The organism is Actinomadura sp. NPDC049753 (genome assembly GCF_040674655.1).
Classification (GTDB): domain Bacteria; phylum Actinomycetota; class Actinomycetes; order Streptosporangiales; family Streptosporangiaceae; genus Spirillospora; species Spirillospora verrucosospora.
This window is the reverse complement of record NZ_JBFARL010000063.1, coordinates 1-23,559: the sequence shown is the minus strand read 5'-3', so window position 1 is coordinate 23,559 and position 23,559 is coordinate 1. Positions and strand designations below refer to the sequence as shown.

At 71.2% G+C, this 23,559-nt stretch carries 26 protein-coding genes and 1 pseudogene; 18 read left to right on the top strand and 9 right to left on the bottom strand.

Annotated features, from left to right (window positions below):
* Positions 1 to 82: 82 nt before the first annotated feature.
* Positions 83 to 751, top strand: a complete 669-nt coding sequence (locus tag AB0K37_RS18415) for a TetR/AcrR family transcriptional regulator (protein WP_185023159.1) — start codon at positions 83 to 85, stop codon at positions 749 to 751.
* Here the strand turns inward: AB0K37_RS18415 and AB0K37_RS18410 are convergent.
* Positions 738 to 2,879 carry an MMPL family transporter gene (locus AB0K37_RS18410; RefSeq protein WP_363982150.1) on the bottom strand — a complete coding sequence of 714 codons (2,142 nt, stop codon included), beginning with the start codon at positions 2,877 to 2,879 and terminating at the stop codon, positions 738 to 740. The genes AB0K37_RS18415 and AB0K37_RS18410 overlap by 14 nt on opposite strands.
* Positions 2,880 to 3,140: 261 nt before the next feature.
* On the opposite strand from AB0K37_RS18410, the gene AB0K37_RS18405 reads away from it, so the two are divergent.
* Positions 3,141 to 3,365, top strand: coding sequence for a hypothetical protein (locus AB0K37_RS18405; protein WP_363982147.1), 225 nt, complete (start codon positions 3,141 to 3,143; stop codon positions 3,363 to 3,365).
* A 284-nt stretch (positions 3,366 to 3,649) separates the two neighbouring features.
* Here AB0K37_RS18405 and AB0K37_RS18400 read toward each other — a convergent pair whose 3' ends face one another.
* Positions 3,650 to 3,949, bottom strand: coding sequence for a Dabb family protein (locus tag AB0K37_RS18400; RefSeq protein WP_363982145.1), 300 nt, complete (start codon positions 3,947 to 3,949; stop codon positions 3,650 to 3,652).
* Between the two features lie 28 nt (positions 3,950 to 3,977).
* Positions 3,978 to 4,433 carry a flavodoxin gene (locus tag AB0K37_RS18395; protein WP_363982142.1) on the bottom strand — a complete coding sequence of 152 codons (456 nt, stop codon included), beginning with the start codon at positions 4,431 to 4,433 and terminating at the stop codon, positions 3,978 to 3,980.
* Positions 4,434 to 4,597: 164 nt separating this feature from the next.
* On the opposite strand from AB0K37_RS18395, the gene AB0K37_RS18390 reads away from it, so the two are divergent.
* From AB0K37_RS18390 to AB0K37_RS18370, 5 genes are all read left to right on the top strand, one after another.
* The gene (locus AB0K37_RS18390) at positions 4,598 to 6,295 is read left to right on the top strand and encodes a phosphatidylglycerol lysyltransferase domain-containing protein (RefSeq protein WP_363982139.1); all 1,698 of its coding nucleotides are present in this window, start codon (positions 4,598 to 4,600) and stop codon (positions 6,293 to 6,295) included.
* Positions 6,296 to 6,364: 69 nt separating this feature from the next.
* Complete coding sequence (locus AB0K37_RS18385; RefSeq protein ID WP_363982136.1) at positions 6,365 to 7,537, top strand: serine hydrolase domain-containing protein; 1,173 nt, start codon at positions 6,365 to 6,367, stop codon at positions 7,535 to 7,537.
* A 41-nt stretch (positions 7,538 to 7,578) separates the two neighbouring features.
* Positions 7,579 to 8,274 carry a deoxyribonuclease V gene (gene nfi / locus AB0K37_RS18380; RefSeq protein WP_363982133.1) on the top strand — a complete coding sequence of 232 codons (696 nt, stop codon included), beginning with the start codon at positions 7,579 to 7,581 and terminating at the stop codon, positions 8,272 to 8,274.
* 87 nt (positions 8,275 to 8,361) lie between these two features.
* Complete coding sequence (locus AB0K37_RS18375; protein ID WP_363982131.1) at positions 8,362 to 8,931, top strand: TetR/AcrR family transcriptional regulator; 570 nt, start codon at positions 8,362 to 8,364, stop codon at positions 8,929 to 8,931.
* Positions 8,932 to 9,001: 70 nt separating this feature from the next.
* Positions 9,002 to 9,763, top strand: a complete 762-nt coding sequence (locus AB0K37_RS18370) for a glucose 1-dehydrogenase (RefSeq protein ID WP_363982128.1) — start codon at positions 9,002 to 9,004, stop codon at positions 9,761 to 9,763.
* Between the two features lie 55 nt (positions 9,764 to 9,818).
* Here AB0K37_RS18370 and AB0K37_RS18365 read toward each other — a convergent pair whose 3' ends face one another.
* A complete protein-coding gene (locus AB0K37_RS18365) occupies positions 9,819 to 11,195 on the bottom strand; it encodes an amidase (RefSeq protein ID WP_363982125.1) in 1,377 nt (458 codons plus the stop codon).
* 71 nt (positions 11,196 to 11,266) lie between these two features.
* Here AB0K37_RS18365 and AB0K37_RS18360 point away from each other — a divergent pair, with 71 nt between their 5' ends.
* The 8 genes and pseudogenes from AB0K37_RS18360 to AB0K37_RS18325 all read left to right on the top strand — a co-directional run bounded on the left by AB0K37_RS18360 (position 11,267) and on the right by AB0K37_RS18325 (position 16,838).
* Complete coding sequence (locus AB0K37_RS18360; RefSeq protein ID WP_363982122.1) at positions 11,267 to 11,827, top strand: TetR family transcriptional regulator; 561 nt, start codon at positions 11,267 to 11,269, stop codon at positions 11,825 to 11,827.
* 420 nt (positions 11,828 to 12,247) lie between these two features.
* A pseudogene (locus AB0K37_RS18355) lies at positions 12,248 to 12,799 on the top strand (DUF2637 domain-containing protein); the annotation flags it as partial.
* 73 nt (positions 12,800 to 12,872) lie between these two features.
* Entirely contained in the window at positions 12,873 to 13,034 is a 162-nt protein-coding gene (locus tag AB0K37_RS18350) for a hypothetical protein (protein ID WP_363982183.1), read from the top strand.
* Positions 13,035 to 13,300: 266 nt separating this feature from the next.
* Positions 13,301 to 14,101 carry a GAF domain-containing protein gene (locus AB0K37_RS18345; protein WP_363982119.1) on the top strand — a complete coding sequence of 267 codons (801 nt, stop codon included), beginning with the start codon at positions 13,301 to 13,303 and terminating at the stop codon, positions 14,099 to 14,101.
* 20 nt (positions 14,102 to 14,121) lie between these two features.
* The gene (locus tag AB0K37_RS18340; protein ID WP_363982116.1) at positions 14,122 to 14,571 is read left to right on the top strand and encodes a hypothetical protein; all 450 of its coding nucleotides are present in this window, start codon (positions 14,122 to 14,124) and stop codon (positions 14,569 to 14,571) included.
* A gap of 153 nt (positions 14,572 to 14,724) precedes the next feature.
* Positions 14,725 to 15,090 (top strand): hypothetical protein, encoded by a 366-nt coding sequence (locus AB0K37_RS18335; protein WP_363982113.1) that lies wholly within the window; start codon positions 14,725 to 14,727, stop codon positions 15,088 to 15,090.
* 711 nt (positions 15,091 to 15,801) lie between these two features.
* Positions 15,802 to 16,275, top strand: a complete 474-nt coding sequence (locus AB0K37_RS18330) for an SH3 domain-containing protein (RefSeq protein ID WP_363982110.1) — start codon at positions 15,802 to 15,804, stop codon at positions 16,273 to 16,275.
* A gap of 59 nt (positions 16,276 to 16,334) precedes the next feature.
* On the top strand, positions 16,335 to 16,838 hold the full coding sequence (locus AB0K37_RS18325) for a DinB family protein (protein WP_363982107.1): 504 nt from the start codon (positions 16,335 to 16,337) through the stop codon (positions 16,836 to 16,838).
* Here AB0K37_RS18325 and AB0K37_RS18320 read toward each other — a convergent pair.
* The 3 genes from AB0K37_RS18320 to AB0K37_RS18310 all read right to left on the bottom strand — a co-directional run bounded on the left by AB0K37_RS18320 (position 16,835) and on the right by AB0K37_RS18310 (position 19,073).
* Complete coding sequence (locus tag AB0K37_RS18320) at positions 16,835 to 16,978, bottom strand: hypothetical protein (protein ID WP_363982104.1); 144 nt, start codon at positions 16,976 to 16,978, stop codon at positions 16,835 to 16,837. The two genes, AB0K37_RS18325 and AB0K37_RS18320, sit on opposite strands and share 4 nt — an antisense overlap.
* A gap of 62 nt (positions 16,979 to 17,040) precedes the next feature.
* Positions 17,041 to 18,396, bottom strand: a complete 1,356-nt coding sequence (locus AB0K37_RS18315) for a HAMP domain-containing sensor histidine kinase (protein WP_363982101.1) — start codon at positions 18,394 to 18,396, stop codon at positions 17,041 to 17,043.
* The gene (locus AB0K37_RS18310; RefSeq protein ID WP_363982098.1) at positions 18,393 to 19,073 is read right to left on the bottom strand and encodes a response regulator transcription factor; all 681 of its coding nucleotides are present in this window, start codon (positions 19,071 to 19,073) and stop codon (positions 18,393 to 18,395) included. Before AB0K37_RS18310 ends, AB0K37_RS18315 begins: the two co-directional genes overlap by 4 nt.
* A gap of 39 nt (positions 19,074 to 19,112) precedes the next feature.
* On the opposite strand from AB0K37_RS18310, the gene AB0K37_RS18305 reads away from it, so the two are divergent.
* Both AB0K37_RS18305 and AB0K37_RS18300 read left to right on the top strand, forming a co-directional pair.
* Positions 19,113 to 19,625: a hypothetical protein gene (locus AB0K37_RS18305; RefSeq protein ID WP_363982095.1), complete on the top strand. Its 513-nt coding sequence runs from the start codon at positions 19,113 to 19,115 to the stop codon at positions 19,623 to 19,625.
* A 123-nt stretch (positions 19,626 to 19,748) separates the two neighbouring features.
* Positions 19,749 to 21,080, top strand: a complete 1,332-nt coding sequence (locus AB0K37_RS18300; RefSeq protein WP_363982092.1) for an MFS transporter — start codon at positions 19,749 to 19,751, stop codon at positions 21,078 to 21,080.
* Here AB0K37_RS18300 and AB0K37_RS18295 read toward each other — a convergent pair.
* Positions 21,064 to 21,696 (bottom strand): PaaI family thioesterase, encoded by a 633-nt coding sequence (locus tag AB0K37_RS18295; RefSeq protein ID WP_363982089.1) that lies wholly within the window; start codon positions 21,694 to 21,696, stop codon positions 21,064 to 21,066. The two genes, AB0K37_RS18300 and AB0K37_RS18295, sit on opposite strands and share 17 nt — an antisense overlap.
* A 179-nt stretch (positions 21,697 to 21,875) precedes the next feature.
* On the opposite strand from AB0K37_RS18295, the gene AB0K37_RS18290 reads away from it, so the two are divergent.
* A complete protein-coding gene (locus AB0K37_RS18290) occupies positions 21,876 to 22,451 on the top strand; it encodes a DUF4870 domain-containing protein (RefSeq protein ID WP_363982086.1) in 576 nt (191 codons plus the stop codon).
* Between the two features lie 19 nt (positions 22,452 to 22,470).
* On the opposite strand, the gene AB0K37_RS18285 is transcribed toward AB0K37_RS18290, so the two are convergent.
* The gene (locus AB0K37_RS18285; protein ID WP_363982083.1) at positions 22,471 to 23,295 is read right to left on the bottom strand and encodes an LLM class F420-dependent oxidoreductase; all 825 of its coding nucleotides are present in this window, start codon (positions 23,293 to 23,295) and stop codon (positions 22,471 to 22,473) included.
* Positions 23,296 to 23,559 lie beyond the last annotated feature (264 nt).

Below are 23,559 nucleotides of genomic sequence, written 5' to 3'. Positions count from 1 at the left end.
GTAGCAAGCGCTTGTTGCACGCCGTACGCTGGTCCGGCCGCCGAATCGAGCAAGCGGTTGGGCGACACGGCATAATGAGAGGGTGACGACCACGAGCGCCAAGTCCGGACGATCGAGAACCCGCGGAGCCGGCGAGGACGCGCCCCGCCGCCGCGGCCGCGGAGCCCCCGCGCTGGCGTCCGAACGGCGCGCCCACCTGGTCAGGCTCGCGGCCGAACTGTTCGCGGAGAAGGGGTTCCAGGCCACCACCGTCCGCAACATCGCCGACGAGGCGGGCATCCTGTCCGGCAGCCTCTACCACCACTTCGACTCCAAGGAGTCGATCGTCGACGAGATCCTGTCCGGGTTCTTCACCGAGATCATGGCCGCCTACCAGGCGGTGATCGACGAGAACGAGAACCCGCGGGACACGATCGCCGGGCTCGTCCGCGTCGCGTTCGGCACGCTGGAGCCGCACCGCGCCGCGATCACGGTCATGCAGAACGACTGGAACTACCTGCGGGGCATGGACCGGTTCGCCTACCTGACCAAGTCCGAGGACGAGGTCGAGAAGATGTGGGTGACCACGCTCCAGGCGGGCCAGGCGGAAGGGCTGTTCCGACCCGACCTCGACCCGAAGCTGACCTACCGGATGATCCGCGACACCGTCTGGGTGGCCGTCCGCTGGTTCCGGCCCGGGGGCCGGCTGAACGCCCAGGGGCTCGCCGAGCACTACCTCAAGGTGATGTTCGACGGCATCAACCTGCACTAGCCCGCAGGCTCGCCCGATCGGCCCCGGCCTCGCGCGCGGGACGCGAGGGCAGGATCCGCCGCAGCGGCCCCGGCAGCCACCAGTTCGCCTCGCCGAACAGCTCCATCAGCGCCGGGACGAGCACCAGCCGCACGACGGTCGCGTCGATCAGGATCGCGACGCCGAGGCCGAGCCCCATCTGCTTGACGGCGACGTCCGCGCCGAGCAGCACCGACAGGAACACCATCACCATGATGGCGGCCGCCGCGCTGATCACGCGGGCGGTGCGCGACAGGCCGAGCGCGACCGCCTCGCGGGTGGCCACGCCCTCCTCGTAGGTCTCGCGGATCCGGGACACGAGGAACACCTCGTAGTCCATGGACAGCCCGAACAGGATCGGGAACATCATCAGCGGCACCCACGTGGTGACGGGCATGTCCGTCGGGAAGCCGAGCGCGCGTCCCGCCCACCCCCACTGGACGACGGCCGTCAGCACCCCGTACGCGGCCGCGATCGACAGCAGGTTCATCAGGGCGGCCTGCACCGCCACCGTGACCGACCGGACGAGCCCGACGAGCAGCAGCAGCGACAGGCCGACGACCACGGCGATCAGCAGCGGCAGCCGGGTGGAGACGCTGTCGGCGAAGTCGATCGAGGCGGCGTTCGGGCCGCCGACGTAGGCGCGGGCGCCCGTGCCGGCGACGGCCCCCGGGATGACGTCGTCGCGCAGCGTGTGCACGAGCCCCGGCGTCCGCTCGTCCTGCGGGCCGGTCTTCGGGAACGCCATGACGATGGCGGCCTTCCCGTCCTGGCTGGGGCGCGGGGGCTGGACGGCCGCGACGCCCGGCGTCGCGCGGACGGCGTCCGCGATCCGTCCCGCCTCCGCGAGTCCGCCGCCCTCGGTGACGATGACCAGCGGCGCGGCGGTGCCGGGGCCGAAGCCCTCCGCCATGATCCGGCTGGCCTGGTAGCCGCTGTGGTCGTGCGGCTGGGTGCTGGAGTCCGGCAGGCTCAGCCGCATCGACAGCGCGGGCACGGCGAGGACCAGCAGGACGGCGGCCGCGCACAGCCCGGCGACGACCGGATGCGCCTGGACGACCCGCGCCCAGCGCTCGGCGAGCGGGCGGCGGGCCCGGCCGAGTCCCGGGACGCGGAGCCGGTCGATGGCGTGCCCGGCGAAGCCGAGCAGCGCGGGCAGCAGCGTCACGGCGGCGAGCATCGTCATCAGCACGGCGACGCCGGCCGCGACCGCCACGCCGTTGAGCAGCTTCTGCTGCATGATGAACAGGCCCATGAGCGCGATCACCACGGTGGTGCCGGCGAACAGCACGGCCCGTCCGGCGGTGGTGACGGCCGTGACCGCCGCCTCCTCCGGGTCGGCGCCCGCGTGCATCTCCTCCCGGTGGCGGGTGACGATGAACAGCGCGTAGTCGATGCCGACGCCGAGCCCGATGAGCGCCGCGATGATGGGACTGAAGGACGGCGCGGGCAGCAGGTGGCCGAGCAGCATGATCAGCGCGAGGCCGGTGCCGATGCCGAACAGCGCGGTCACGATGGGCAGCCCCATCGCCAGCACCGACCCGAACGCGACCAGCAGGATGACGATGGCGGCGAGCAGGCCGATGCCCTCGGACGGGCCGCCGCCCGGCGTCTCGGCGGCGTCCACCGCCGCCCCCCCGAGGTGGATCTGGACGGGCCCGGAGTCGGTGCGCACGTCGTCCAGGAGCGCGGTCACGTCCGTCCTCGGCATGTCGTCGGACGAGACGTCGAGGCCGCCCGTGGCGAACGCGGTCTTCCCGTCCGCGGAGATCTGCCCGGGCGTCTCGTACGGGGACGACACCGACGCGACGTGCGGCGTCTTGGCGAGCCTGCCGATCGCCTGCTCGACCCGCGCCTTCACCTTCGGGTCCCGGACGCCGCCGTCGGCGTGCACCGCGAGCGTGATGGAGTCGCCGCTGCGCTGGGGGAAGTGCTCCTCCAGCAGGTCCGACGCCTTCGCCGAGCCGGAGTCGCCGCCGGAGAAGTCGTTCAGGGGCTCGGCGGCGAAGCCGAAGCCGATCGTCATGACGACGATCGTGCCGACGATCCAGCCCGCCAGCGTCAGGCGCCGTCTCCGGTAGCAGAACCGGGCCAGCCTTGCGAGTCTCATGGGTACCGCCTCCGCGGACGCGCCGCGCCTAGGGGATGTCCTTTGCGCGCCCAGCGTCCTCTCCGGTTGTGGCCGCGGGCATCCGGCGGACGGTGTCACCCAGGGAAGCCGGCTACATCCACCGGAGTACATCCGGCGCGGTATCCCACGGTCCGGGGGTCGGAAGGCCCATAGTGTGCTTAGTCACGATTTGCGGAGTAGGAGTGACGCTTTGGTCCGTGGGGACGCTGTCAAGGGAGAGATCTACCGGGGGAGGGCGGCATGACGCCTCGGCAGGGGGCCGCCGGCGAGCCCATGCCCGCGGGCCTGCGGGCCGCCACCGCGCGCGCCCTTCAGGAGCAGTTCCCGGGCGTGCGGGTCTGGTACGGCGAGGCGACGGGGTCGTGGTGGGCCATGGTGCCGCTGCGCGAGGGCCCGCGGCTGCTGGAGGCGCCGTCCTCGCAGCAGCTCCGCGAGGAGATCATGAGCTTGCGGTCGCGGGGGTGAGCCCCGCCGCCCGTCGCACGCACGCCGTCGCACGCACGCCGTCGCGTGCGCTCCGTGAGCCTGCGGTTCGTGAGCCCTGCGGTTCGTGAGTGCGCGCGTCCGGTGGACGCCGTCCCGCGGGCGCCCGGCACCCCGCGTCCTGTTTCGCCGCCCGCCGGGAACGGGGCGCGATCCGTTCCCAGCGGGCGTCTCTGAGGAAACTAACCCGAAAAGTCTTCGGGCACAAGCGCTTGCTCGGTTTCAACCTCGGGACGGCGCCGCCGCGCCGCCCCCCTTTCGGACTCCTACAGCTCGTACTGGATGGCCGCGCGCTCCGCCGTGATGGGCGTGAGGTACTCGTCGACCGCCGCGCGATGGACCGGATGGTCGCGGTAGACGAGGTAGGCGTCCAGATCCGCGAAGTCCGCGACCACCGCGAAGTCGTACACGCCGGGGTTGACGCCGGCGTTCACCCCCACGCCGTACTCCCGGATCTCCGGGATCGCGCCGGGCAGCTCGCGCAGCTTCGCCGCGACCTCGTCCTGCTGGCCGGTCGTCGTGCCTTCGATCCATCTGAACAGCGCTATGTGCCGGAAACCACTCATGGCGGCACGCTACAGGCGGCGCACCCGCTCAGACGTCTCCGAGCTCCGCCGCAGTGATCGCGCCGAGTTCCCAGCACGCCTCCAGATCGGCTTTGCCGGGCTCGCCCGTCACCACCACGGGCGGCTGGACGGCCCTCCACCTCAGCCCCGTGGTGATGGCGTCCAGGGCCCGCACGGCGCCGGTGGCGTCGTTGTTGGCGTGCAGGAAGGCGCCGAACGGGCGGCGGACCGTCTCCTCCAGGCAGGGGTAGTAGATCTGGTCGAAGAAGTGCTTCAGCGCACCGGACAGGTAGCCCAGGTTCACCGGTGAGCCCAGAAGGTAGCCGTCGGCCTCCAGGACGTCCACGGCGGTGGCGGACAGCGCCGCGCGGGACACGACCTCCACACCCCGGATCTCGTCGGTCGACGCGCCGGCGCGCACCGCCTCGACCATCGCCTGGACGGACGGCGAGGGCGTGTGGTGGACGAGCAGGAGCCTCTTCATCACCACGAGGCTAGCGGTGTCCCGGCCGCCCCGCCGGGTATGGCCCGGGTGCGGCGCCCGGCCGGCGGTCCGGCCGTACGCTGGGTCAAGGCCCAATAACAACGACCGAACCCGGGAATGAGTTCCGGAAGATCTTGGTTGGGGGCTCAGCGGAGGTGTGCTTCGTGCTATCGGACGAGTCTTTGCGGAGGGGCGGCGTTTCCCGCCCTCCGGCCGGGGGCGGGCCGGGTGCGGCGCCCCACGCGCGGCCCGTCTGGCCGCTCGCGCTGACGGCGGCCCTGGTCGCCGCGCTGATCGCGGTGCCCGCGTTCGCGGGTTCCCCGCACTGGCTCGGCCGGTTGTCCCAGCTCGTCACCGGCAGTCCGCTGAGGCCGGAGCACGCCGTCGTGCTGGCCCTCGCGCTCGCCCTGGTCGCCCGCGGCGTGCTGCTGCGCCGCCGCGCCGCCTGGTACGGGCTCGTCACGCTGGCGCTCCTCGGCCTGCTCGCCGTGCTGTCCGGCGACGACCCGCTGTGGCGGCTGCCGCTGCTCGCCGCCGCCCTCGGCGGGCTGTGGCTGGAGCGCGGCCGGTTCCCTGTGCGCCCGCACCCCGAGCGCGTCCGCGCGGCCGTGAAGACCGGCGCCCTGCTGCTCGCCGCCGCGACCCTCTTCTCACTGGTCTTCGGCGGTGTGTCGGTCCGGTCGGTCGGCGACGTCGCCAGCGGGCTCGGCGCCACCGGCGCGCCCATGGACGGGGCGTCCTGGCTCCCGGGCGTGCTCGGCCTCGCCGGCGCCGCCGGCCTGCTCGTCCTGGTGATCACACTCCTCGCCCCCGACCCGGCGCCCCCGCCCGGCGACGAGGCGGAGCGCGCCCGCGTCGCGGGCCTCGTCCTGCACCCCGGTTCCGACACCCTCGCCCCGTTCGCGCTGCGCCGCGACAAGGCGTACGTGTTCAGCGCGGACGGCCGGGCCGCGATCGGTTACCGGGTCCTGTTCGGCATGGCGGTGGCGGGCGGCGACCCGGTCGGCGACCCGGCCTCGCACACCGACGCCGTGCGGGCGTTCCTCTCGATGTGCCGGACGACCGGCTGGCGCCCGGCCGTCCTCGGCGCGAGCGACGCCCTGCTCCCGGCCTGGGGGCGGTGCCGCTCGATCGGCTTCGGCGACGAGGTCGTCATCCGCCCCGCCGAGTTCACCCTGTCCGGGCGGAAGATGCGCAACGTCCGGCAGGCCGTCAAGCGCACCGAGAACTTCGGCGTCTCGTCCGAGATCCTTCCGGAACGGGAGCTCACGCCCGCGCTGCGCGGGAAGCTGCTGGACGTCGCGTCCCGCTCCCTCGGCGGCGCGGCCGAGCGCGGCTTCTCCATGAACCTGGACGAGCTGCTCACCGGGTACCACCCGGGCGCGATCGTCGCCGTCGCCTACGACGAGGACAAGGAGCCCATCGCGTTCCAGCGCTACGTCACCGCCGGAGAGGGCGTCAGCCTGGACGCGATGCGCCGCGACCCCGGCGGCCCGAACGGCGTCAACGAGCGCCTCATCGTCGAGATGGTCGAGTACGCCGCGGCGCACGGGCACGGGCTCGTCTCGCTGAACTTCGCCGCCTTCCGCGAGCTGCTGGACGCCGACGAGCGCGGCCTGCTGGAGAAGGCCGGCTACCGGGCGCTGCACCTTCTCGACCCGTGGATCGCCGTGGAGTCGCTGTACCTGTTCGACAAGAAGTTCAGGCCGTCCTACAAGCCGCGCAGCGTGGTCTTCCGGTCCTGGTTCGACATCGCGTGGCTGGCCGCGGCGCTGCTCACGCTGGAGTTCGGCCGGACGCGCCCCGCCCAGCGCGCCGCCGGCCCGATCACCGAACCCGTCCACCACCTGGGCCGCTCCTGAGGCGATCCCCGGCGCGGCGGAACGTCCTAGAACGTGATTCTATGGAGTCCCCGCCTGAGAGGATCGCGCATGAGCAGCACGGTGCAGGGCCACTGCGATCCGGCGTTCGCCCGCGTCCGCGAGGTGTTCGAGGAGCACTTCGCCGAGGGACGCGAGCTGGGCGCCGCCGTCGCCGTCTACGCGGGCGACCGCAAGGTCGTCGACCTGTGGGGCGGTGTCGCCGACCGCCGCACCGGACGCGCGTGGGAGGCCGGCACGCCCTGCTTCGGGTTCTCCTGCACCAAGGCGGTGACGGCCGCGGCGGCGCTGCTGCTCGCCGAGCGCGGCGCCTACGACGTCGACGGCCCGGTCACGGACTGGTGGCCGGAGTTCGGCGCCGCGGGCAAGGAGGGTGCGACGGCCGCGCATCTGCTGTCGCACCAGGTGGGCCTGCCCGCGTTCGCGCGCCCCGTCTCCGCGGAGGAGGCCGCGGACGCCCCGGCCCGCGCGGCAGAGCTGGCCGCCCAGGAGCCCGAGTGGACGCCCGGCGAGGGCCACGGCTACCACGCGCTGACCTACGGCTGGCTGGCCGGTGAGATCGTCCGCCGCCACTCCGGCGGTTGGACGGTCGGCGCCTTCGTCAAGGACGAGTTCGCCCGCGACCTGGACCTGTGGATCGGGGCCCCGGACGAGGTGATCGAGCGGGCCGCGAAGCTGTCGGCGGGCCGGCGCACCGGCGGCGGGACCGACGCGCCCCGAACCGCCGAGCAGGACGTCCTGACCCGGCTCGCCGACGCCTACACCGACCCGCAGAGCATGATGAACCGGTCGCTGAACAACCCGCATCCGGGCAAGGGCGGCTACAACAACCCGGTCGTGCTGCGCGCCGGGTGGCCTGCCGCCGGGATGACGACCACCGCGCCCGCGCTCGCCGCGTTCTACCGCGACCTCACGGCAGGCCGCATCCTGCGCCCGGACACGCTGCGCGAGGCCATTCGCCCGCGTGTCAGCGGCCCCGACCGCACGCTGCTCGTCCGGAGCTCCTTCGGCCTCGGGTTCATGCGCCCCTCGCAGACCTTCTTCACCCCGAGGGCGGGGCGCGAGTCGGCGTTCGGCCACACCGGCGCGGGCGGCTCGGTCGGGCTCGGCGACCCCGAGGCCGGGCTCGCGCTCGCCTACCTGCCGAACCTGATGGGCGACCAGGCGTCCGGCGACCTGCGCGCCTACCGGCTGACGCAGGCGGCGTACGCGTCGCTGTCGTGAGCGCCGCGGTCGCCGCCGCGGAAGAGCGGTAGCGTCCTGCCATGGACGTACGCGATCTGCATCCCTGGCCGTCCACACCGCAGGAAGCCGAGGCGATCCAGGACCGGCTGCGTCCGATGCTCGAACTCGGCGTTCCGGGCCCGGCCGCGCCGCGCACCGTCGCCGGCCTGGACGTCTCCTACGCGGGCGACGGCGGCGGCGCGGGCGACCGGCTGGCCGCCGCCGTGGTCGTCCTGGACGCCGCGACTTTGGAGGTCGTCGAGGAGTCGGTCGCCGTCGGAACGGCGGCGTTCCCCTACGTCCCGGGCCTGTTCGCGTTCCGCGAGCTGCCCACGCTGCTCGACGCGCTCCGCGCCCTGGAGACCACGCCCGACCTGCTCGTCTGCGACGGCTTCGGGATCGCGCACCCGCGCCGCTTCGGCCTCGCGTGCCACCTCGGCGTGCTGACCGGCCTGCCGTCCGTCGGCGTCGGCAAGACCGCGTTCGTCGGGACGTACGAGCGCCCGGGCCCGCGGCGCGGCGACGCGAGCCCGCTGCTGGACGGCGGCGAGACCGTCGGACGGGTGCTGCGGACCCGCGACGGCGTGAAGCCGGTGTTCGTGTCCGTCGGCCACCGCATCGGCCTCGACGCCGCGTGCCGCACCGTCCTCGCCCTGACACCCGAGTACCGGCTGCCGGAGACGACGCGCAGGGCCGACCGGCTGTCCCGCGACGCACTCGCCGCGCGCTCCGGGTAGCGCATCCGCCCTGGAAGATGGCAGGCTCGTCGAAAGAAGCAGGCCGGGGGGCCGCGTCAGGCCGCCCGCGACCGCTGGACGGTGCCCATGGAGACCCGGCCGATGCGGGCCGACGCCCGCCGCAACTACGAGCGACTCGTCACGACGGCTCGCACCGCCTTCACCGAGCACGGCACGGGCGCGTCCCTCGACGAGATCGCCAAACGGGCGGGCGTCGGATCGGGAACGCTCTACCGGCACTTCCCCACCCGGGACGCGCTGCTGCACGCCGTCCTTCGCGAGCGGATCGAGGGCCTGCTCGGGCACGCCGACGCGCTGCTGGCCGAACCGGACCCGGAGGCGGCGCTCGCCCGCTGGCTGCGCACCTACCTGGCGGGCGCCACGAACCCGCGCGGCACCTGCACCGTGATCATCGAGGCGATGGGGCCCGAGTGGGCGGCCACCGGGCTCGGCGCCTCGGCCGACGCCATCCGCGCCGCGCTCGGCCGGCTGCTGGAGCGGGCGCAGCGGGCCGGCTCCGTCCGCGCCGAGATCGACCCCGGCGACCTGCTGCGGCTCGCGAACGCGATCGGCGCCGCGTCCGAGCGCACCCCCGACCCCGGCGCGTACGCCGACCGGATGCTCACGCTGATGTTCGGCGGGCTGCGCGCCGGCTAGGGGCCGCCTTGTTCGGTTGACCAAGCGTTCGCTAGGTTGGCCGGGAGGCAACGGGCGACGAGGAGCGTTGATGGGGCAGCTTGACGGCAAGGTGGCGCTGATCACCGGCGGCGCGCGCGGCATGGGCAAGGCGCACGTCCGGCGGTTCCTGGACGAGGGCGCCAGAGTGGTCTTCGGCGACGTCCTGGAGGAGGAGGGCGCCAAGCTGGCCGCCGACCTCGGGGACGGCGCCCGCTTCGTCCGGATGGACGTGTCCCGCGAGGAGGACTGGCAGCGGGCCGTCCAGACCGCCACCGAGACCTTCGGGGCACTGAACGTCCTGGTCAACAATGCCGGGATCCTCCGGCACAAGACCATCGAGAACATGGCCGTCGAGGAGTTCCGCCAGATCCTGGAAGTGAACCTGGTCGGCCAGTGGCTCGGGGTGAAGACGGTGACCGCCCCGATGCGCGCGGCGGGCGGCGGCTCGATCGTCAACGTGTCCTCGACCGAGGGCTTCATCGGCGCCGCCGGCCTCGCCGCCTACAGCGCCAGCAAGTTCGGCGTCCGCGGGCTGACCAAGTCCGCCGCCCGCGAGCTCGGCCAGTACGGCATCCGCGTGAACTCCATCCACCCCGGCGGGGTGCTGACGCCCCTGACCATGCAGGACGACATCGTCTCCGCCACGGCCGCCAGCGCCGACGCGTTCATGAAGGCGCTCCCCCTCGGCCGCATGGGCAAGGCGCGGGAGATCACCGGACTGGTCGTCTTCCTCGCCTCGGACGACTCGACCTACTGCACCGGCAGCGAGGTCCTCGTCGACGGCGGCATGCTCACGGGCGCCGGCTACTGAACGCGACGGGCCGCCGGTACCGGCTGGACCCCCGCACCGGCGGCCCGTCACGCGTCTAGGGGCGCAGCCCGGCCCATCCTTCGACCGACTCCAGCTGCGCCGCGAGCGAGATGAGCGTCGCCTCGTCGGAGTCGTGCCCGAGCAACTGGGCGCCGATGGGCAGCCCGTTCTCGGTGAACCCCGCCGGGACGTTCACTCCGGGCCATCCCAGCACGTTCCACGTCCACGCGTAAGGGCACGCGGCCGCGACCCCCGACTGCGTCCGGTGGTAGCCGGCCCCGTCGAAGGCCCCGACCCGCAGCGGCGGCTGCGCGGTCGTGGGCGTCATCACCACGTCCGCGATCTGGAAGATGCGCCCGACCCGCCTCCGCAGATACGGGTCCAGCCGCTTGGCCAGGGGCAGCAGCCGCCTCCCGACGACCCTTCCCAGCCGCGCCTCGGCCTCCGTCCTGGGATCGGGCCGCGGGTTCGGCAGCGAGTCCAGCCAGTCGGCGACCCCGGCCGTCCCGCGCGGGACCAGCCCGAGCGCCGCCGGCCCGTAGTCGGGATCGGCGGGGAACACCTTGTGCCCGAGGTCGGTCAGCCTCCGCGCGAGCCGCTCGACGGCCGCCCGGATCCGCGGGTCGAGCCTCCCGCTGACCCCGAGCGCCGTCCGGTAGGACACGGCGATCCGCAGCCGGCCCGGCTCCCGCCTCGCGGCCTCGGCGAACGGGGTGATCGGCGGGTCGAGCCGGTGGACGTCCTCGGCGTGGCTGCCGGTCAGCACGTCGAGCAGCAGGGCCGCGTCCCCCACGGTGCGCGCGAGCGGCCCCCACACGGTGATCCCGTTGAACGGATCGGTGTGCGGGTACCCGGAGACCCGGCCGCGCTGGGGCTTGATGCCGACCAGGCCCGTCCACGCCGCCGGGATGCGGATCGACCCCGCCCCGTCGGACCCGACCGCCGCCGCGACCATGCCCGCCGCCACGGCCGCCGCCGACCCGCCCGACGACCCGCCCGGCGAGTAGTCGGGATTCCACGGGTTCCTCGCGATCCCGTACTCCCGCGACTCGCTGAACGGCCACAACCCCAGCTCGCACGTCGTCGTCTTCCCCACGATGACGGCCCCGGCCGCCCGCAGCTTGCGCACGACCTCCCCGTCCCGCGCCACCGGCCGGTGGTCCCCCGCCACCGCGAAGGGCGTCGTCTCCCCCGCGATGTCCGTGTCGTCCTTGATGGCGACGGGCACCCCGAGCAGCGGCAGCCGCTCCCCCTCCGCCAGCCGCTTGTCGGCCTCCAGCGCCTCCTGCCCGGCTGCCTCGGCCCGCACCACCCGGAAAGCGCCGAGCGCCTCCCCCCGGCCGATGGCCTCCAGGCTCTCCTCCACCAGCTCACTCGAGGAGATCTCTCTCCTCGCGAGCGCCTCCGCCTGCCCGGCCAGCCCCAGCTCCACGCCGCCTCCCGCTATCGTTCGTTCGAACGAACGATACTGAACGCATCCGTTGTGGGGAAGACTGAGCACCGATGAACGCCCGTGACCGGATCCTCCACGCCACCCTCCGCCTGATCGGCGAACAGGGCATCGGCGCCGTGACCAACCGCGCCGTCGCCCGCGCGGCCGGCGTCTCCCTCGGCTCCCTGACCTACCACTTCCCCAGCCAGGAGGACCTGCTGCGCGAGGCGCTGCACGCCTTCGTCGAGCAGGAGATCGCCCGCATCACGGCCTACGTCACGTCCCTGGCGGAGTCCGGCATCGCGCCCGTCCAGGCCGCCGACCAGGTCGAGAAGGCCGTCGTCGAGTTCGCCCACGGCCCCGAGCAGATCGCGAACCTGGAACTCCACCTGCACGCCGCCCGCGACCCGGCCCTCCGCGAGACCTCCACGCGCTCCATCGAGGCCTACGACCGCCTGGCCACCGCCATCCTGAAGGCCCTGAACATCCCGGACGCCGAACACCACGCCCCCGCGATCGTCGCGATGCTCTACGGCCTGGCCATCCGCCGCCTCGCCACCGGCGACACCACCGCCACCGGCACCGCCGACGCCTTCCGCCTTCTCCTCCTCGGCGCCCTCCCCCGCCCCTGAAAAGGCTTCTGGCCCGCACGGCCCCAGAGCGGGGTTAGGGGGCCGTGCAGGCCAGAAGTCTGTCTCAATCAGGAACCTCAGTCGGAACCTCAGCCGACGATCGCTCTGCTCTCCGCCTGTGCACCTCCGCCGTGTCTCCGATCTGACACCCCAAACGCTAAGCCGCCAAACCCCCCACCAGAACGCCTTTAAGCCTCACTTAGGGAACCCCTGAGCCAGCCTTATTCAGGGCCCGTCCGAGGGTGTCCGGGGAAGTCGGCCAGGTAGACGCTCGCCTGCGAAACAAGGGAAGGAGCCCAGGGGAACCGTCCGGCACAGTCGACCTACGTCGGGATTAACCCGGCCCCCGCTGGCTGCCGGGTTTGGCTCCCTCTCAGCAGGGAGGAGGGGTCTCCACGCCTCGAACTCACCGAAACAACGATGACCGCGACGGTAAACGGCAAGGTCATAGCCACCGGCGCCCACGTGGGGGATGTCTGGCACGTCACCACATGGCCGCGCCCCCTCAACCGGAACTCCACCATCAGGGCCCTATCGCTCGCCGAACGCGTCATCACCCACGGCGAGGACGACCCATGCGTCATGGAGTGGCTGGAGGAGCTGGCTGTGACTGACCGCCTCATCCGGATCACGACCGCACTCGTTGTAGTGGCGGTAGCCGCCGTGGCAGCCGTCATCTCCTACCGCCACGCCTACGAACTCGTCCACTCGCACGGCGAGGCCGGCCCCACGGCGCGCCTCGTCCCGTTCACGGTGGACGGCCTCATCTGGGCAGCATCCATGGTGCTCCTCGCCGCAAGCCGCCGGAAGCACCCCGCACCACCGTTGGCCAAGTGGAGCCTCGCTGTGGACATCGTGGCGACGGTAGGCGCTAACGTGGCACACGGCGCGTCCCACAGCGTCATCGGCGCGATAGTCAGCGCATGGCCGGCACTCCCCCTCGTCGGCTCCTTCGAACTCCTCATGCCCCTCACCCGCAGCGCAACACGCTCAGACCTCGTCCCGAGACGAGGAACGTCCCGCCCCGGCGCAGCGACGTACCAAAGTGGAGCAGACGCCAGAAGAAGCGGTGCTGAACGAGTACAGGGCGAGCCTGGACGGCCCAGGCCGCCCCCTCTCCCAGCGCTACCTAGCCGAGAAACACGGCATCGACCGCCGCAAGATCAAACAGATCATCGCCGCACCGGACCACTCCACACCTTCCTAGCTTCAGATCGCCGCCTGACACCTGTCGCGCCCATATCCCGGCGCGACAGGTGTCTCTTTACACGTACAGCTCGTAGGGGCAAGACAGGGAACAAATTACGGACACACAAAAATTGGACACATCGCTTAACCGGAAGCCGAGAGCGTCGAAAAGCTCATTGACCACCGCCAACCAAAAGGCCCATTTCACTTGCACTACGCGGCGATTACAGTACAAACTTAGCTCAGATACCACTTGCGGGACGCCGGACATGAAAGAGAGTTGCATTGAAGAAAATAAAGAAGTGGCTACAGAAAAATTCGATCAGATATGTCATATTCCTACTGTCGGCCGCCGCAGGTACGACCGCTTTCGCGGTTTCAATTCTCGCGGACGGCTCAAGCGGGGAAAAGAAGAGATATTTTCTCATTTGGGGTGGATTTGCTGCATTTGGTGTCGTACTGATGACCTTCCTTGAAAATCGTCATTCCGACTCCCAAAAGAACAGAACGCAAGAACTTGCAGTCCAGACAATCAACAACCAAGCCCAACTCTACAATGTTGCGCTTGTGCCACTCACCGACCTCCTTCGCGACCTCTGTTCGACATATAAAGACTACGGTCCAGGACCTCATCTGGACTCTTTGAAGAAAAGCATCTTGGACGGCGTCCTACAGGCTGCCGTGATGCTGACAGCGCCACCGAATCCAACGCCTCGAGCCAGAAGCACGCTATGGATTATCGATAATTCTAGCCCGAGTCCCAAGTTTAAGATGGAGCAAGCTTTTCCCCCAAACCATCGAGCCCCGCGTCCTGAGATTGATGGCGTAGGAGCGGCCCACATGTTCAACGAGATACTCCTACCCAATCTTCCTTTTTGGTTGGACGGAAAACATCAAACACATTCTTACCTGATTCCTCCGCCAAATGGATACGAACCTGTCATCGCAGTTCCCGTTAGACAGGGAACCGAAAAGATCGGCATCCTCACAGTGGACTCACTGAAATTCGGTGAACTCGAGGACCGGCACGTAAATCTTACAATAGCCCTTGCCAATATTCTCGCTGCTTCTATAGCGCTTCACTAACAACACAATCAGGAGACACAATGGAGAATGAATCCAGACGGCGAGTTCGTTCACCTATTCAAACTATCCGATTCCAGGTAGCAAATATGCGAAGACGTTTACATCGCACAGAGCTGGACGATTTTGAAATACCACCCTTTATGGAAGGCGTTTCCGAAAGCGACTGGGAGATACTCGTTTCCTTTGAGATGAGGCGCCGCGCCTCTCTGGAGACGATAAGAAAGGATGTCGAACGTCGGATAGCACCTCCCCGCCGCGAGGCGACATGGAATCTCATATTGGCCGTAGTGATTATTCTTACATTCGGCGGCTCGTCCATTGCAGTGTATAATCTCTATGGCGGCTGGTGGTGGGCTGCAACAACGGCATTTGCTGCAATTTCCTTCATCTTTGCACTAGTGTTCACCTATCGCATCTTCAAGCCGGAACACCATCGGCCTCATCGAGGCGATGAGTGGCGCTATCAATAATTACGCTCGGAGCAGATTCTAGCGCCACTCCAAACTCGCTCAAAGCTCTCGATATATATGATCGCCATGTCCCCCTCTTCTGCACGCCGCAGATGAAGTATCGGAGTATGGGACGCTGCGATCCGCGAGCGGCGGGAGCAGGGATACCGGCCGGTGGACGGCACGGTGCGCGTGGGTCGCATCGATATGGCCGACGGCGTCACCAAGAGTTCCGCCTTCCGGTTCACCGTCGTTGGCGCTCTGACAGGCGCTACGGGGACGGGTGTGCCGTCCACGGGGACCGTGACCGTCTGGGAGCCGGTGTCGCAGGCCCAATCCCCCGCGCCCGGTCGTTACGTCCTGTTGCTCGATCGGGCAGTGCGCTCTTCGACGAGCGGTGAGCCCCTCTTCGAAATGGCGCCCCAGCCGCAACTGGTTCTGCCGCTCGGTGACGACGGCCGGCTGACCCTGCGCTGCCAGGACGGCACCACGGGCGTCGTGCAGCGGGAGCGTCTGCGCACCGAACTTGACGGGTCCTGACTTACCAGTGATCCTCGATGGCGGGACCCCATGTCGGCGGCCGTCCGGGCTGCTCTGGAAGACGATTCACGCTGACTCCGCATTGCCAACCCTGATCAGCGGTTTGGGTCGGCCAGGGGCGTTCTGCGCCGCCACCATGGAAGGCATTGGGCCGCGTACGGGTCGTTGCTGGTGGCGCGTAGATTCCGCTCATCAAGGGGTGCCAGGATTCGCGCCAGCTGGCGCTGGGCGGGGCGGCGCAAGCTCTGCAAGGCGTCTTCGAGCAGGGTGCGGGCGTGCATGTCCCGCCAGTTGGTGGTTCCGTCGCCGCAGTTGAGGCCGCTATTTGGGTGAGGGACGAGGGCCCTCCCGCCAGACGCGGAGAGCATGGGCCACCACTCCATGCGGCAGGCCATGATCGCGCTCGAAGGCCAGAACCTGGTGGGTCGCGGCTCCGGACAGCCCGTTGATCGTCGAAGTGCGAGCGAGTGGACTGCGCCGGGGCTGGTCACGTCTGATCTCGCCCGGAGGACGGCGAGGCATCGGCACTTCCGAAGTTTGGGATGGCCAGGCTACGACATGGACTGTGGAGCTATTCGGGACGGCACTAAAAGGAGGCCCTGGCTGACCTTTTTGGCGTCACAAAGAAGTGTCTTTGCAACTCTCTGCATCTGTGACTTGACTCTAGGTAACATGCCGCTGTTAGTCCGTCGCCTCACTCGGGAGGTATAGATGCACGTAGGTACCAAGCTCGGTGTGGTCTTGGTCGCCACGACGCTGGTCAGCGGCGCGCTGAGCGCGGTCGCCGGGGCCGCGCCGCCGCCGGTGCCCGGGCAGGACGGGTCGGCCGCGGTCCAGCACGAGGAAGAGGGGCACGGGCCGGGGGCCATCGAGGTCGGGCCCGAGGGCGCCGCCAGGGCGATGAACCGGCTCCTCGTCCGCGACGAGGAGCGCGTTCGCCTGTGCGACGGGGTCGTCCTCCCCGCGGACGGGCTCAACGTCCGCACGGGGCCGGGCGTCGGCTACAAGAAGGTCGGCGTTCTGGCGAAGGGGTCCAAGGTCCGGACGGACTGGGACAGCATCCAGCGCAGGGACGGGTTCCTGTGGGTCCGGCTGAACGCCACCCAGTGGATCGCCGACTACATGCTCGGCGCCGACGACGGGGCCGTCCGCGGCAAGTGGTACGTCAACTACTCCAACTGCTGACGCCCGCCGGGCCGGCGTCCTCCGCCGGCCCGGTCCCGTCGCGCTGGTAGCGTCCCCGCATGGAAGAAGTGCCGTACACCGGTGGCGAGAAGGAAAGTCTGAAGGCCGCTCTCGATAGGCATCGGGACGTGGTTCTGTGGAAGCTGAACGGCCTGGACGAGGACCAGGCGCGGCGCCCCATGACTCCGTCAGGGACGAGCCTGCTGGGTCTCACCAAGCACCTGGCCGCCGTCGAGTACAGCTGGTTCTGCGAGACGTTCGGCCGGGAGACGGAGCCGCTGCCGTTCAGGGACGACGACCCGGAGGCCGACCTCAGGATCGAGCCCGGCGAGACCATCGAGGGCATCGTCGCGTTCTACGGGCGGGCGCGCGCCGCGGCCGACAAGGTGATCGAGGAACTGGAACTGGAGGACCTCGGCACCGCCTGGCACGGCGCCTCGGTGACCATGCGGTGGGTTCTGATCCACATGGTCGAGGAGACGGCGCGGCACGCCGGGCACATGGACATCGTCCGCGAACTGCTCGACGGCGCGACCGGTGACCACGTCCGCGAGGACGGCTAGCCCGTCACCTGGAGCCTGTACGAGGTGGGCGCGGTGGGCATGTTGCCGCCGGCGACCAGGCCGGCGATGGCGATGACGACGGCGACCGGGAGGCCGACGACGCCGACCAGGGCGGCGACGAGGTACCGGGGGCTTCTCATGGGGCCACGCTAAGGCCGCCCCCGGCCTCCGCCACTCTTGTTAAGGGGGCCTTAAGGCGGCGCTATGCCGGACGTTTGGTGCGGGAGTGGCGGCGGCGGACGAGGCGGCGGGAGCGGCGGGCCGGTGGCAGCCACTTCGTGCGGAACCACATCTGCACCTGGGCTCCGCCGAGGACGCTGCGGTGGATGCGCAGGTAGCCGCCGGTCGACTCGGCGGCGCGGCGGGCGATGTCCAGGCCGAGGCCGGTGGAGCCGCCGCCGCTGCTGCCCCGCTTCAGCGCCGCGTCCGGGTCGGCGATGCCGGGGCCGCCGTCGGCGACGAGGATGCCGGTGACGCCCTGCCCCTGGTGGAGGGTGACGACGAAGCCGGTGCCCTCGGCCGTGTGCCGGAAGACGTTGCCGAGCAGCGCGTCCACGGCGGCGGCCAGCTCGGTGCCGGGGACCGGCAGCGGCGCGGGGCCCTCGGCGCCGATCAGCTCGCAGGAGCGCCCCTCGTCCTCGGCGAGGACGGACCAGAACGCGACCCGGTCGCGCAGCACCTTGGAGGCGTCGCAGCTGCCCCGGCCGGTGGGCCGCCGGACGGTCCGGATGATCTGGTCGACCTCGTGCTCGAGCCGGTCGACGGCCTCGCGGGTCTGCTCGGCGACGTGCCCGCTCCCGAGCGCCTCGACGTTGAGCCGGAGCGCGGCGAGGGGGGTGCGGAGCCGGTGCGACAGGTCGGCCGCCATCTCCCGCTCGGCCGACAGCAGCTGGACGACATGGTCGGCCATCGCATTGAACGCCAGCCCCGCCTCGACCAGTTCGGGCGGCCCGTCCGGCTCGATCCGCACCGACAGCTCCCCGTCGCCGAACGCGCCCGCCGCCTCGGCGAGGCGGCGGGTGGAGCGGATCATGCGGGCGCCCAGCCGGTCCGCGACGGCGACGGACCCGGCGACGAGCGCGGCCGCGACCGTGGTCATGACGAGCCACGCCTTCCACACGCCGCGCGACAGGTCCTCGTCCGGCAGGAACACCTCGACGACGGCCGTGCGGCCCGCGTCCAGCGACACCGGCTGGAGCAGCGCGTACCCGCCGTCCACGCGGGCGGTGTAGGAGCGGCCGCGCCGCCCGGCCTCGGTGAGCTGCTCGGGACGGGCTCCCTCGTCCTCGCGGGGGTTCTTCGGAACGAGACCGCCGTCCGGCATGTGGACGGTCATCCGCCCGGCGGCGCCCGCCTGGGTGCTCGCGACGGCGCGTTCGAGGGCGGCCGGGTCCTCGGTGACGACGAGGACGGGGCCGAGCGCGCTGGCCTGCCGCTCCGCGGTGGTCAGGGCGCGGTCGCGGGCGATCTCCCGGACGGTGAGGGCGAGCGGGATCAGGAACGCCAGCGCGACCATCGAGGTGACCGCGAGCGACACCAGGACGAGCGTCCGCCTCATGCGCGCGGGTCGGCCAGGCGGACCCCGACGCCCCGGACCGTGTGCAGGTAGCGGGGGGCGGCGGCGGTCTCGCCGAGCTTGCGGCGCAGCCAGGACAGGTGGACGTCGATGGTCTGGTCGTCGCCGTAGGCCTGCCGCCACACCTCGGCGAGCAGCTCGCGCCGCGCGACGACCCGGCCAGGACGGGCGGCGAGGTAGGCCAGCAGGTCGAACTCTCGGCGGGTCAGCTCCAGCGGCTCGCCGTCCAGCCGCGCCTCCCGGCGGTCGAGGTCGATGTGCAGGCCGCCCACGCTGAGCTCCGCGGTGGGCCCGGACCGCGCCGACCTGCGCAGCACCGCGGCGAGCCGGGCGCTGAGGTGCTCGATGGAGAACGGCTTGATGAGGTAGTCGTCGGCGCCCGCGTTCAGCAGCCGGACGATCTCGGGCTCGTCGTCGCGCGCGGTCGCGATGATGACGGGCACGTCGGAGATGCCGCGCAGCATCTTCAGCACCTCCGCACCGTCGAGGTCGGGCAGCCCGAGGTCGAGCACGACGACGTCGGGCGGGGACTGCGTGACCTCGCGCAGCGCGTCCATCGCGGTCCCGACGCTGCGCACGACGTGCGACCGGGCGCTCAGCTCCCTGATCAAGGCGGTCCGGACGTTCGCGTCGTCCTCGACCACCAACACACTCGCCATGGCGGAACCGTATGCCACCATGTGCCCATGCGTCGCGCGATGTCGTATGTTGCCCCGTGGGCCGGGGTGACCGCGCTCGCGGTGGCGCTCTCCTGGCTCGGCGTGCGCGGCGTCGTGCGCAGTGCGGTGTCGGACCGGTCGGCGCCGCCGCCGATCGCCGGGCCGGTGATCCATTCCAGCCCGTCACCGCCGCCGGGGCCGACCGCCACCGGGTCGCCCACCGCCCGGCCGAGCCCGCCGACCGGCCAGGACGAGGGACCGGCGCCGTCCAAGGCCCCGAAGGCACCGCCCGTCAAGCCCAGCGGCGGCGCCTCGTCCTCCGGGCCGACCGACCATGTGCGCAGCTACGCGACGCGCGGCGGGAGCGCCGCGATGTCGATCGAGAAGGACCGGGTGCGGCTGGTGTCGGCCACGCCGAACCCCGGCTACGAGACGCGCGTGACGCAGACCGAGGGCTGGCTGCGGGTCGACTTCCTCTCCGACGAGCGCACCTCGTCGGTCATCGCGTCCTGGTACGAGCACGCCCCGACGGTCAAGGTCTACGAGTACTGAGCGGGAAACCACCCGATTGTCGACCGTTTCGCGCCGCCACGGTTTCGGCGGCGAACCCAGCGGGAAACAGTGGGTCAAATCGCTTGGGACCGGCGGGGGCGGTCGGAAAGGTCAACGGCTCCCATGGTTCTGGATCCCGGAGAGGCCGGACGCCCCGGCGCCGCGGACGCCGAGGAGCGCCGCGCGCAGGTCCGCAAGGCCGCCGCCGCGAGCGTGATCGGCACCTCCATCGAGTGGTACGACTTCTTCCTCTACAACACCGCCGCGGCGATCGTCTTCAAGGACGTCTTCTTCCCCGAGTCGAGCGACTACGCGGGCACGCTGTCGGCGTTCGCGACGTACGCGGTGGGCTTCGCGGCCCGCCCGGTGGGCGCGGCGATCTTCGGGCACTGGGGCGACCGGCTCGGCCGGAAGGCGACGCTGATCGTCACGCTGGTGCTGATGGGCGTGTCGAGCGCGCTGATCGGCGTGCTGCCGGGCACCGGGACGATCGGCTGGGCCGCGCCGGCGCTGCTCGTGCTGCTGCGGATCCTGCAGGGCATCGCGGTCGGCGGCGAGTGGAGCGGCTCGGTGCTGCTGTCGATGGAATGGGGCGACCAGAAGCGACGGGGGCTGATGGCGAGCCTGCCGCAGCTCGGCGTCCCGATCGGGCTCATCCTCGGCACCGGCATGATGACCGCCATCGCGCTGTCGGCGGACGAGGCGTTCCGGAACTGGGCGTGGCGCGTCCCGTTCCTGTTCAGCCTGGTCCTCGTCGGGATCGGGCTGTGGGTGCGGATCCGGGTGATGGAGACGCCCCTGTTCGCCGAGGTCGTCAAGCGCGACGAGGTCGCCCGGGTGCCGGTCGTCGAGGTCGTCAAGCGGCACCCCCGGGAGATCGTCCTGAGCGCGCTGCTGCGCTGCTCGGAGCAGATGCCGTTCTACCTGTTCACCTCGTTCGCGCTCACCTACGTGCACAAGCACCTCGACATGGCGCAGGGGCTCGCGCTGAGCGCGGTGACGGCGGCGGCCGCGCTGGAGCTCGTCACGATCCCGGCCGCCGGGCACCTCGGCGACCGCATCGGCCCGCGGCGGGTGTACGCGGCCGGCTCGATCTGCGTGGCGCTGTTCGCGTTCCCGTACTTCGCGCTGCTCAACACCGAGATCGCGGCGCTGGTCGTCGTCGCGGTGGTGGTGGCGCAGATCCCGCACGCCGTGCAGTACGGGCCGCAGGCGTCGCTGATCGCCTCGACGTTCCCGACGCGGCTGCGCTACGGCGGGGCGGGCATCGGCTACCAGCTCGCCTCGGTGTTCGCGGGCGGCCCCGCGCCGCTGCTCGCGACGTGGCTGCTGCACGACTACGGCTGGCAGGCGATCTCGATCAGCATGATCGTGGCCTCGGTGCTGACGCTGGGCGCGCTCGCGCTGCTGCCCGCCCCGGCGGAGGAGCGCGCGGCGGTCAGTACTCCGACGTGACGAACCGCTGCGGCATGATGAACATCCCGGTCGCCTCGACCGTGACCCGCCCGTCCGGTGCGCTGATCGTCCCGGTCGCGTGGACCTTGCGCCCCTCCACGCGGCTCGCCTTCGCCTCCACCTGGAGCGGGACGCCGAGGGGGGTGGGGCGCCGGTAGCGCGTCTCCAGGGTGGCGGTCATGCCGGGCGTGCCGGTGGCGGCCGCCGCCATGCCGAGCGCCTGGTCGAGCACCATCGCGGAGACGCCGCCGTGCACGTACGACGGCGGGCCCTCGTAGACGGCGCCGAGCGTGAACTCGCCCCGGACGACGCCGTCCGAGGTCACCTCCAGGCCGATCGGCGGAGCGAAGGGGTTGAGCGGCCCGGTGACGGGGTTGGCGATCTGGCGGTCCATGCGGCGCTCGCCGGGCGTGACGAACGGCGGGGCGCCGCGACGCTCGGCGGTGAGCCGGGCGGTCAGCGCCGCGATCTCGTCCGCCACCGCGGCGGCCTCGGCCGCGTCGGCGCCGGTGAGGACGGTGGCCTCGGCCAGTTCCCGCACGCGGGCGGCCAGGCCCGTCAGCGCCGCGGCCTCGTCGTCCCCCAGCATCGGCCGCTCCATCGGGATCGCGCTCACTTCAGCCTCCTCGCGGGGCATGCCCCCATCGCCCCATTGGCCGAACGAAATTCTAAAATACGTCGGAGAGCGGTCCGGACGCAGGTCCCGCTCAGCGGTCGCCCCGCCGGGGAGCCCTGGTCCTATAGATTCCTGCGGTATCCCCCGAGGGACGCCCGAAGAGGACAAGAGGACGACACGTGACGGATCAGCCCCCGCCACCTTCCGACCAGCCACCGCCCGACCGGCCACCGCCCGACCAGCCACCGCCCAGCCAGCCGCCGCCGTACCACGGCGCCTACGGCCAGCCGCCGGGGCAACCGCCGGGCCCGCCTTACGGCCCGCCGTCGGCGGGTCCGTACGACCCGCGCTACGGCTACGGCCCTCCCGGCGTCCCGTACGGCCAGGGCATGCAGAACCCCGGCGAGGAGACGACCTGGGCGATCTTCGCCTACGTCGGGAACATCCTGATCGGCTTCCTGCCGCCGCTGGTCATCTACCTGGTGAAGAAGAACACCTCGCCGTTCACCCGCTTCCACGCGGCGCAGTCGATGAACTACCAGCTCACCATGCTGATCCACCTCGTGGCCGTGGCGGCGGTCTGCGTCCCGCCGGCCATCCTGCTGGACGCGCCCGCGTTCCTCGCGCTGTTCCTGCTCCCCTACCTGGAGCTGCTGATCGGCGGGTGGGTGTTCCTCATCCTCGGCGCGGTGAAGGCCGGCAAGGGCCAGTACTACCGGTTCCCGACCTTCTTCTGCTACCGCATGATCCGGTGACGGACGGCGGTCCGCCGGCTCACAGGTGGGAGCGGGCGTAGCCGTCCAGCACCGGCAGGACCGAGTCGCGGTCGCCGGCGGGCACGCGCAGCACGACCTCCTCGATCCCGAGCGAGGCGTAGTGGTCGAGCTTGCCGAGGGTGGGCAGCGTCCCGAAGGGGATCACGGGCACCGGGTCGCGCCCCGCGTCCTCGCAGGCCCGGCGCAGGGCGGGAAGGGCCTCGCGGACGCCCGCGCCGCCGATCGGCATCCACCCGTCCCCGAACTCGGCGATGTGCGCGAACAGCGTCGGACCGGGGGCGCCGCCGAGCAGTACGGGGACGCGGCGGGACGGCTTCGGCCACGCCCGGCTCGGCGCGAAGCCGACGAACTCCCCCTCGAAGGACGCCACCTCGTCCGTCCAGAGGGCGCGCATGGCGAGGACGTGCTCGCGCGCCACCGCGCGCCGCCGCTTCCACGGGACGCCGTGGTCGGCGCCCTCCTCGGCGTTCCACCCGTAGCCGACGCCGAGTGCGATCCGGCCGGGCGCCAGCCGGTCGAGGGTGGCGACGGCCTTGGCGGTGACGATCGGCTCGCGCTGGGCGGGCAGCAGGACGCCGGTGCCGAGGACGATCCGCTCGGTCGTCACGGCCGCCGCGGCGAGCGACACCAGCGGGTCGAGCGTGCGGGAGTACTCCTCGGGCAGGGTCGCGGCGCCCGTCGGCGGCGGGGTGGCGCGGGACACGGGGATGTGGGTGTGCTCGGGGAGGTAGAGCGAGGCGAACCCGCGCGCCTCCGCCTCCCGGGCCAGCTCGTGCGGCGCCATGGTCAGGTCGGTCGCGAACATCGTGATGCCGAGGCGCATGCCACGTCCTTTCCCGCCGGTCCCCGCACCCTACGACACGACCAAGCGATTGCTCGCCAGGCGGGTCAGCCGAGGTCGCAGACGGCCGCGGTCGCGTCGTCGTGGACCTTGTGGCGCGGCCACCGGACGGCTCCCGGGTCGGTGCGCTCGGCCTCCCGCGTCCGCTCGAGGAGCGGCGAGAGCTACCGCATTGGGGAGCGTGTGTTGTCGTATCTCACGGACGCTGTCTACGATTTCGGCGACGACTGCGGCCGTTGACATGTC

Coding starts and splice junctions, on each gene's coding strand:
- AB0K37_RS18410 (WP_363982150.1), bottom strand. CDS start 2,879: ATGAGACTCGCAAGGCTGGCCCGGTTCTGCTACCGGAGACGGCGCCTG.
- AB0K37_RS18405 (WP_363982147.1), top strand. CDS start 3,141: ATGACGCCTCGGCAGGGGGCCGCCGGCGAGCCCATGCCCGCGGGCCTG.
- AB0K37_RS18400 (WP_363982145.1), bottom strand. CDS start 3,949: ATGAGTGGTTTCCGGCACATAGCGCTGTTCAGATGGATCGAAGGCACG.
- AB0K37_RS18395 (WP_363982142.1), bottom strand. CDS start 4,433: ATGAAGAGGCTCCTGCTCGTCCACCACACGCCCTCGCCGTCCGTCCAG.
- AB0K37_RS18385 (WP_363982136.1), top strand. CDS start 6,365: ATGAGCAGCACGGTGCAGGGCCACTGCGATCCGGCGTTCGCCCGCGTC.
- nfi (WP_363982133.1), top strand. CDS start 7,579: ATGGACGTACGCGATCTGCATCCCTGGCCGTCCACACCGCAGGAAGCC.
- AB0K37_RS18375 (WP_363982131.1), top strand. CDS start 8,362: ATGGAGACCCGGCCGATGCGGGCCGACGCCCGCCGCAACTACGAGCGA.
- AB0K37_RS18370 (WP_363982128.1), top strand. CDS start 9,002: ATGGGGCAGCTTGACGGCAAGGTGGCGCTGATCACCGGCGGCGCGCGC.
- AB0K37_RS18360 (WP_363982122.1), top strand. CDS start 11,267: ATGAACGCCCGTGACCGGATCCTCCACGCCACCCTCCGCCTGATCGGC.
- AB0K37_RS18340 (WP_363982116.1), top strand. CDS start 14,122: ATGGAGAATGAATCCAGACGGCGAGTTCGTTCACCTATTCAAACTATC.
- AB0K37_RS18330 (WP_363982110.1), top strand. CDS start 15,802: ATGCACGTAGGTACCAAGCTCGGTGTGGTCTTGGTCGCCACGACGCTG.
- AB0K37_RS18325 (WP_363982107.1), top strand. CDS start 16,335: ATGGAAGAAGTGCCGTACACCGGTGGCGAGAAGGAAAGTCTGAAGGCC.
- AB0K37_RS18320 (WP_363982104.1), bottom strand. CDS start 16,978: ATGAGAAGCCCCCGGTACCTCGTCGCCGCCCTGGTCGGCGTCGTCGGC.
- AB0K37_RS18315 (WP_363982101.1), bottom strand. CDS start 18,396: ATGAGGCGGACGCTCGTCCTGGTGTCGCTCGCGGTCACCTCGATGGTC.
- AB0K37_RS18310 (WP_363982098.1), bottom strand. CDS start 19,073: ATGGCGAGTGTGTTGGTGGTCGAGGACGACGCGAACGTCCGGACCGCC.
- AB0K37_RS18305 (WP_363982095.1), top strand. CDS start 19,113: ATGTCGTATGTTGCCCCGTGGGCCGGGGTGACCGCGCTCGCGGTGGCG.
- AB0K37_RS18300 (WP_363982092.1), top strand. CDS start 19,749: ATGGTTCTGGATCCCGGAGAGGCCGGACGCCCCGGCGCCGCGGACGCC.
- AB0K37_RS18285 (WP_363982083.1), bottom strand. CDS start 23,295: ATGCGCCTCGGCATCACGATGTTCGCGACCGACCTGACCATGGCGCCG.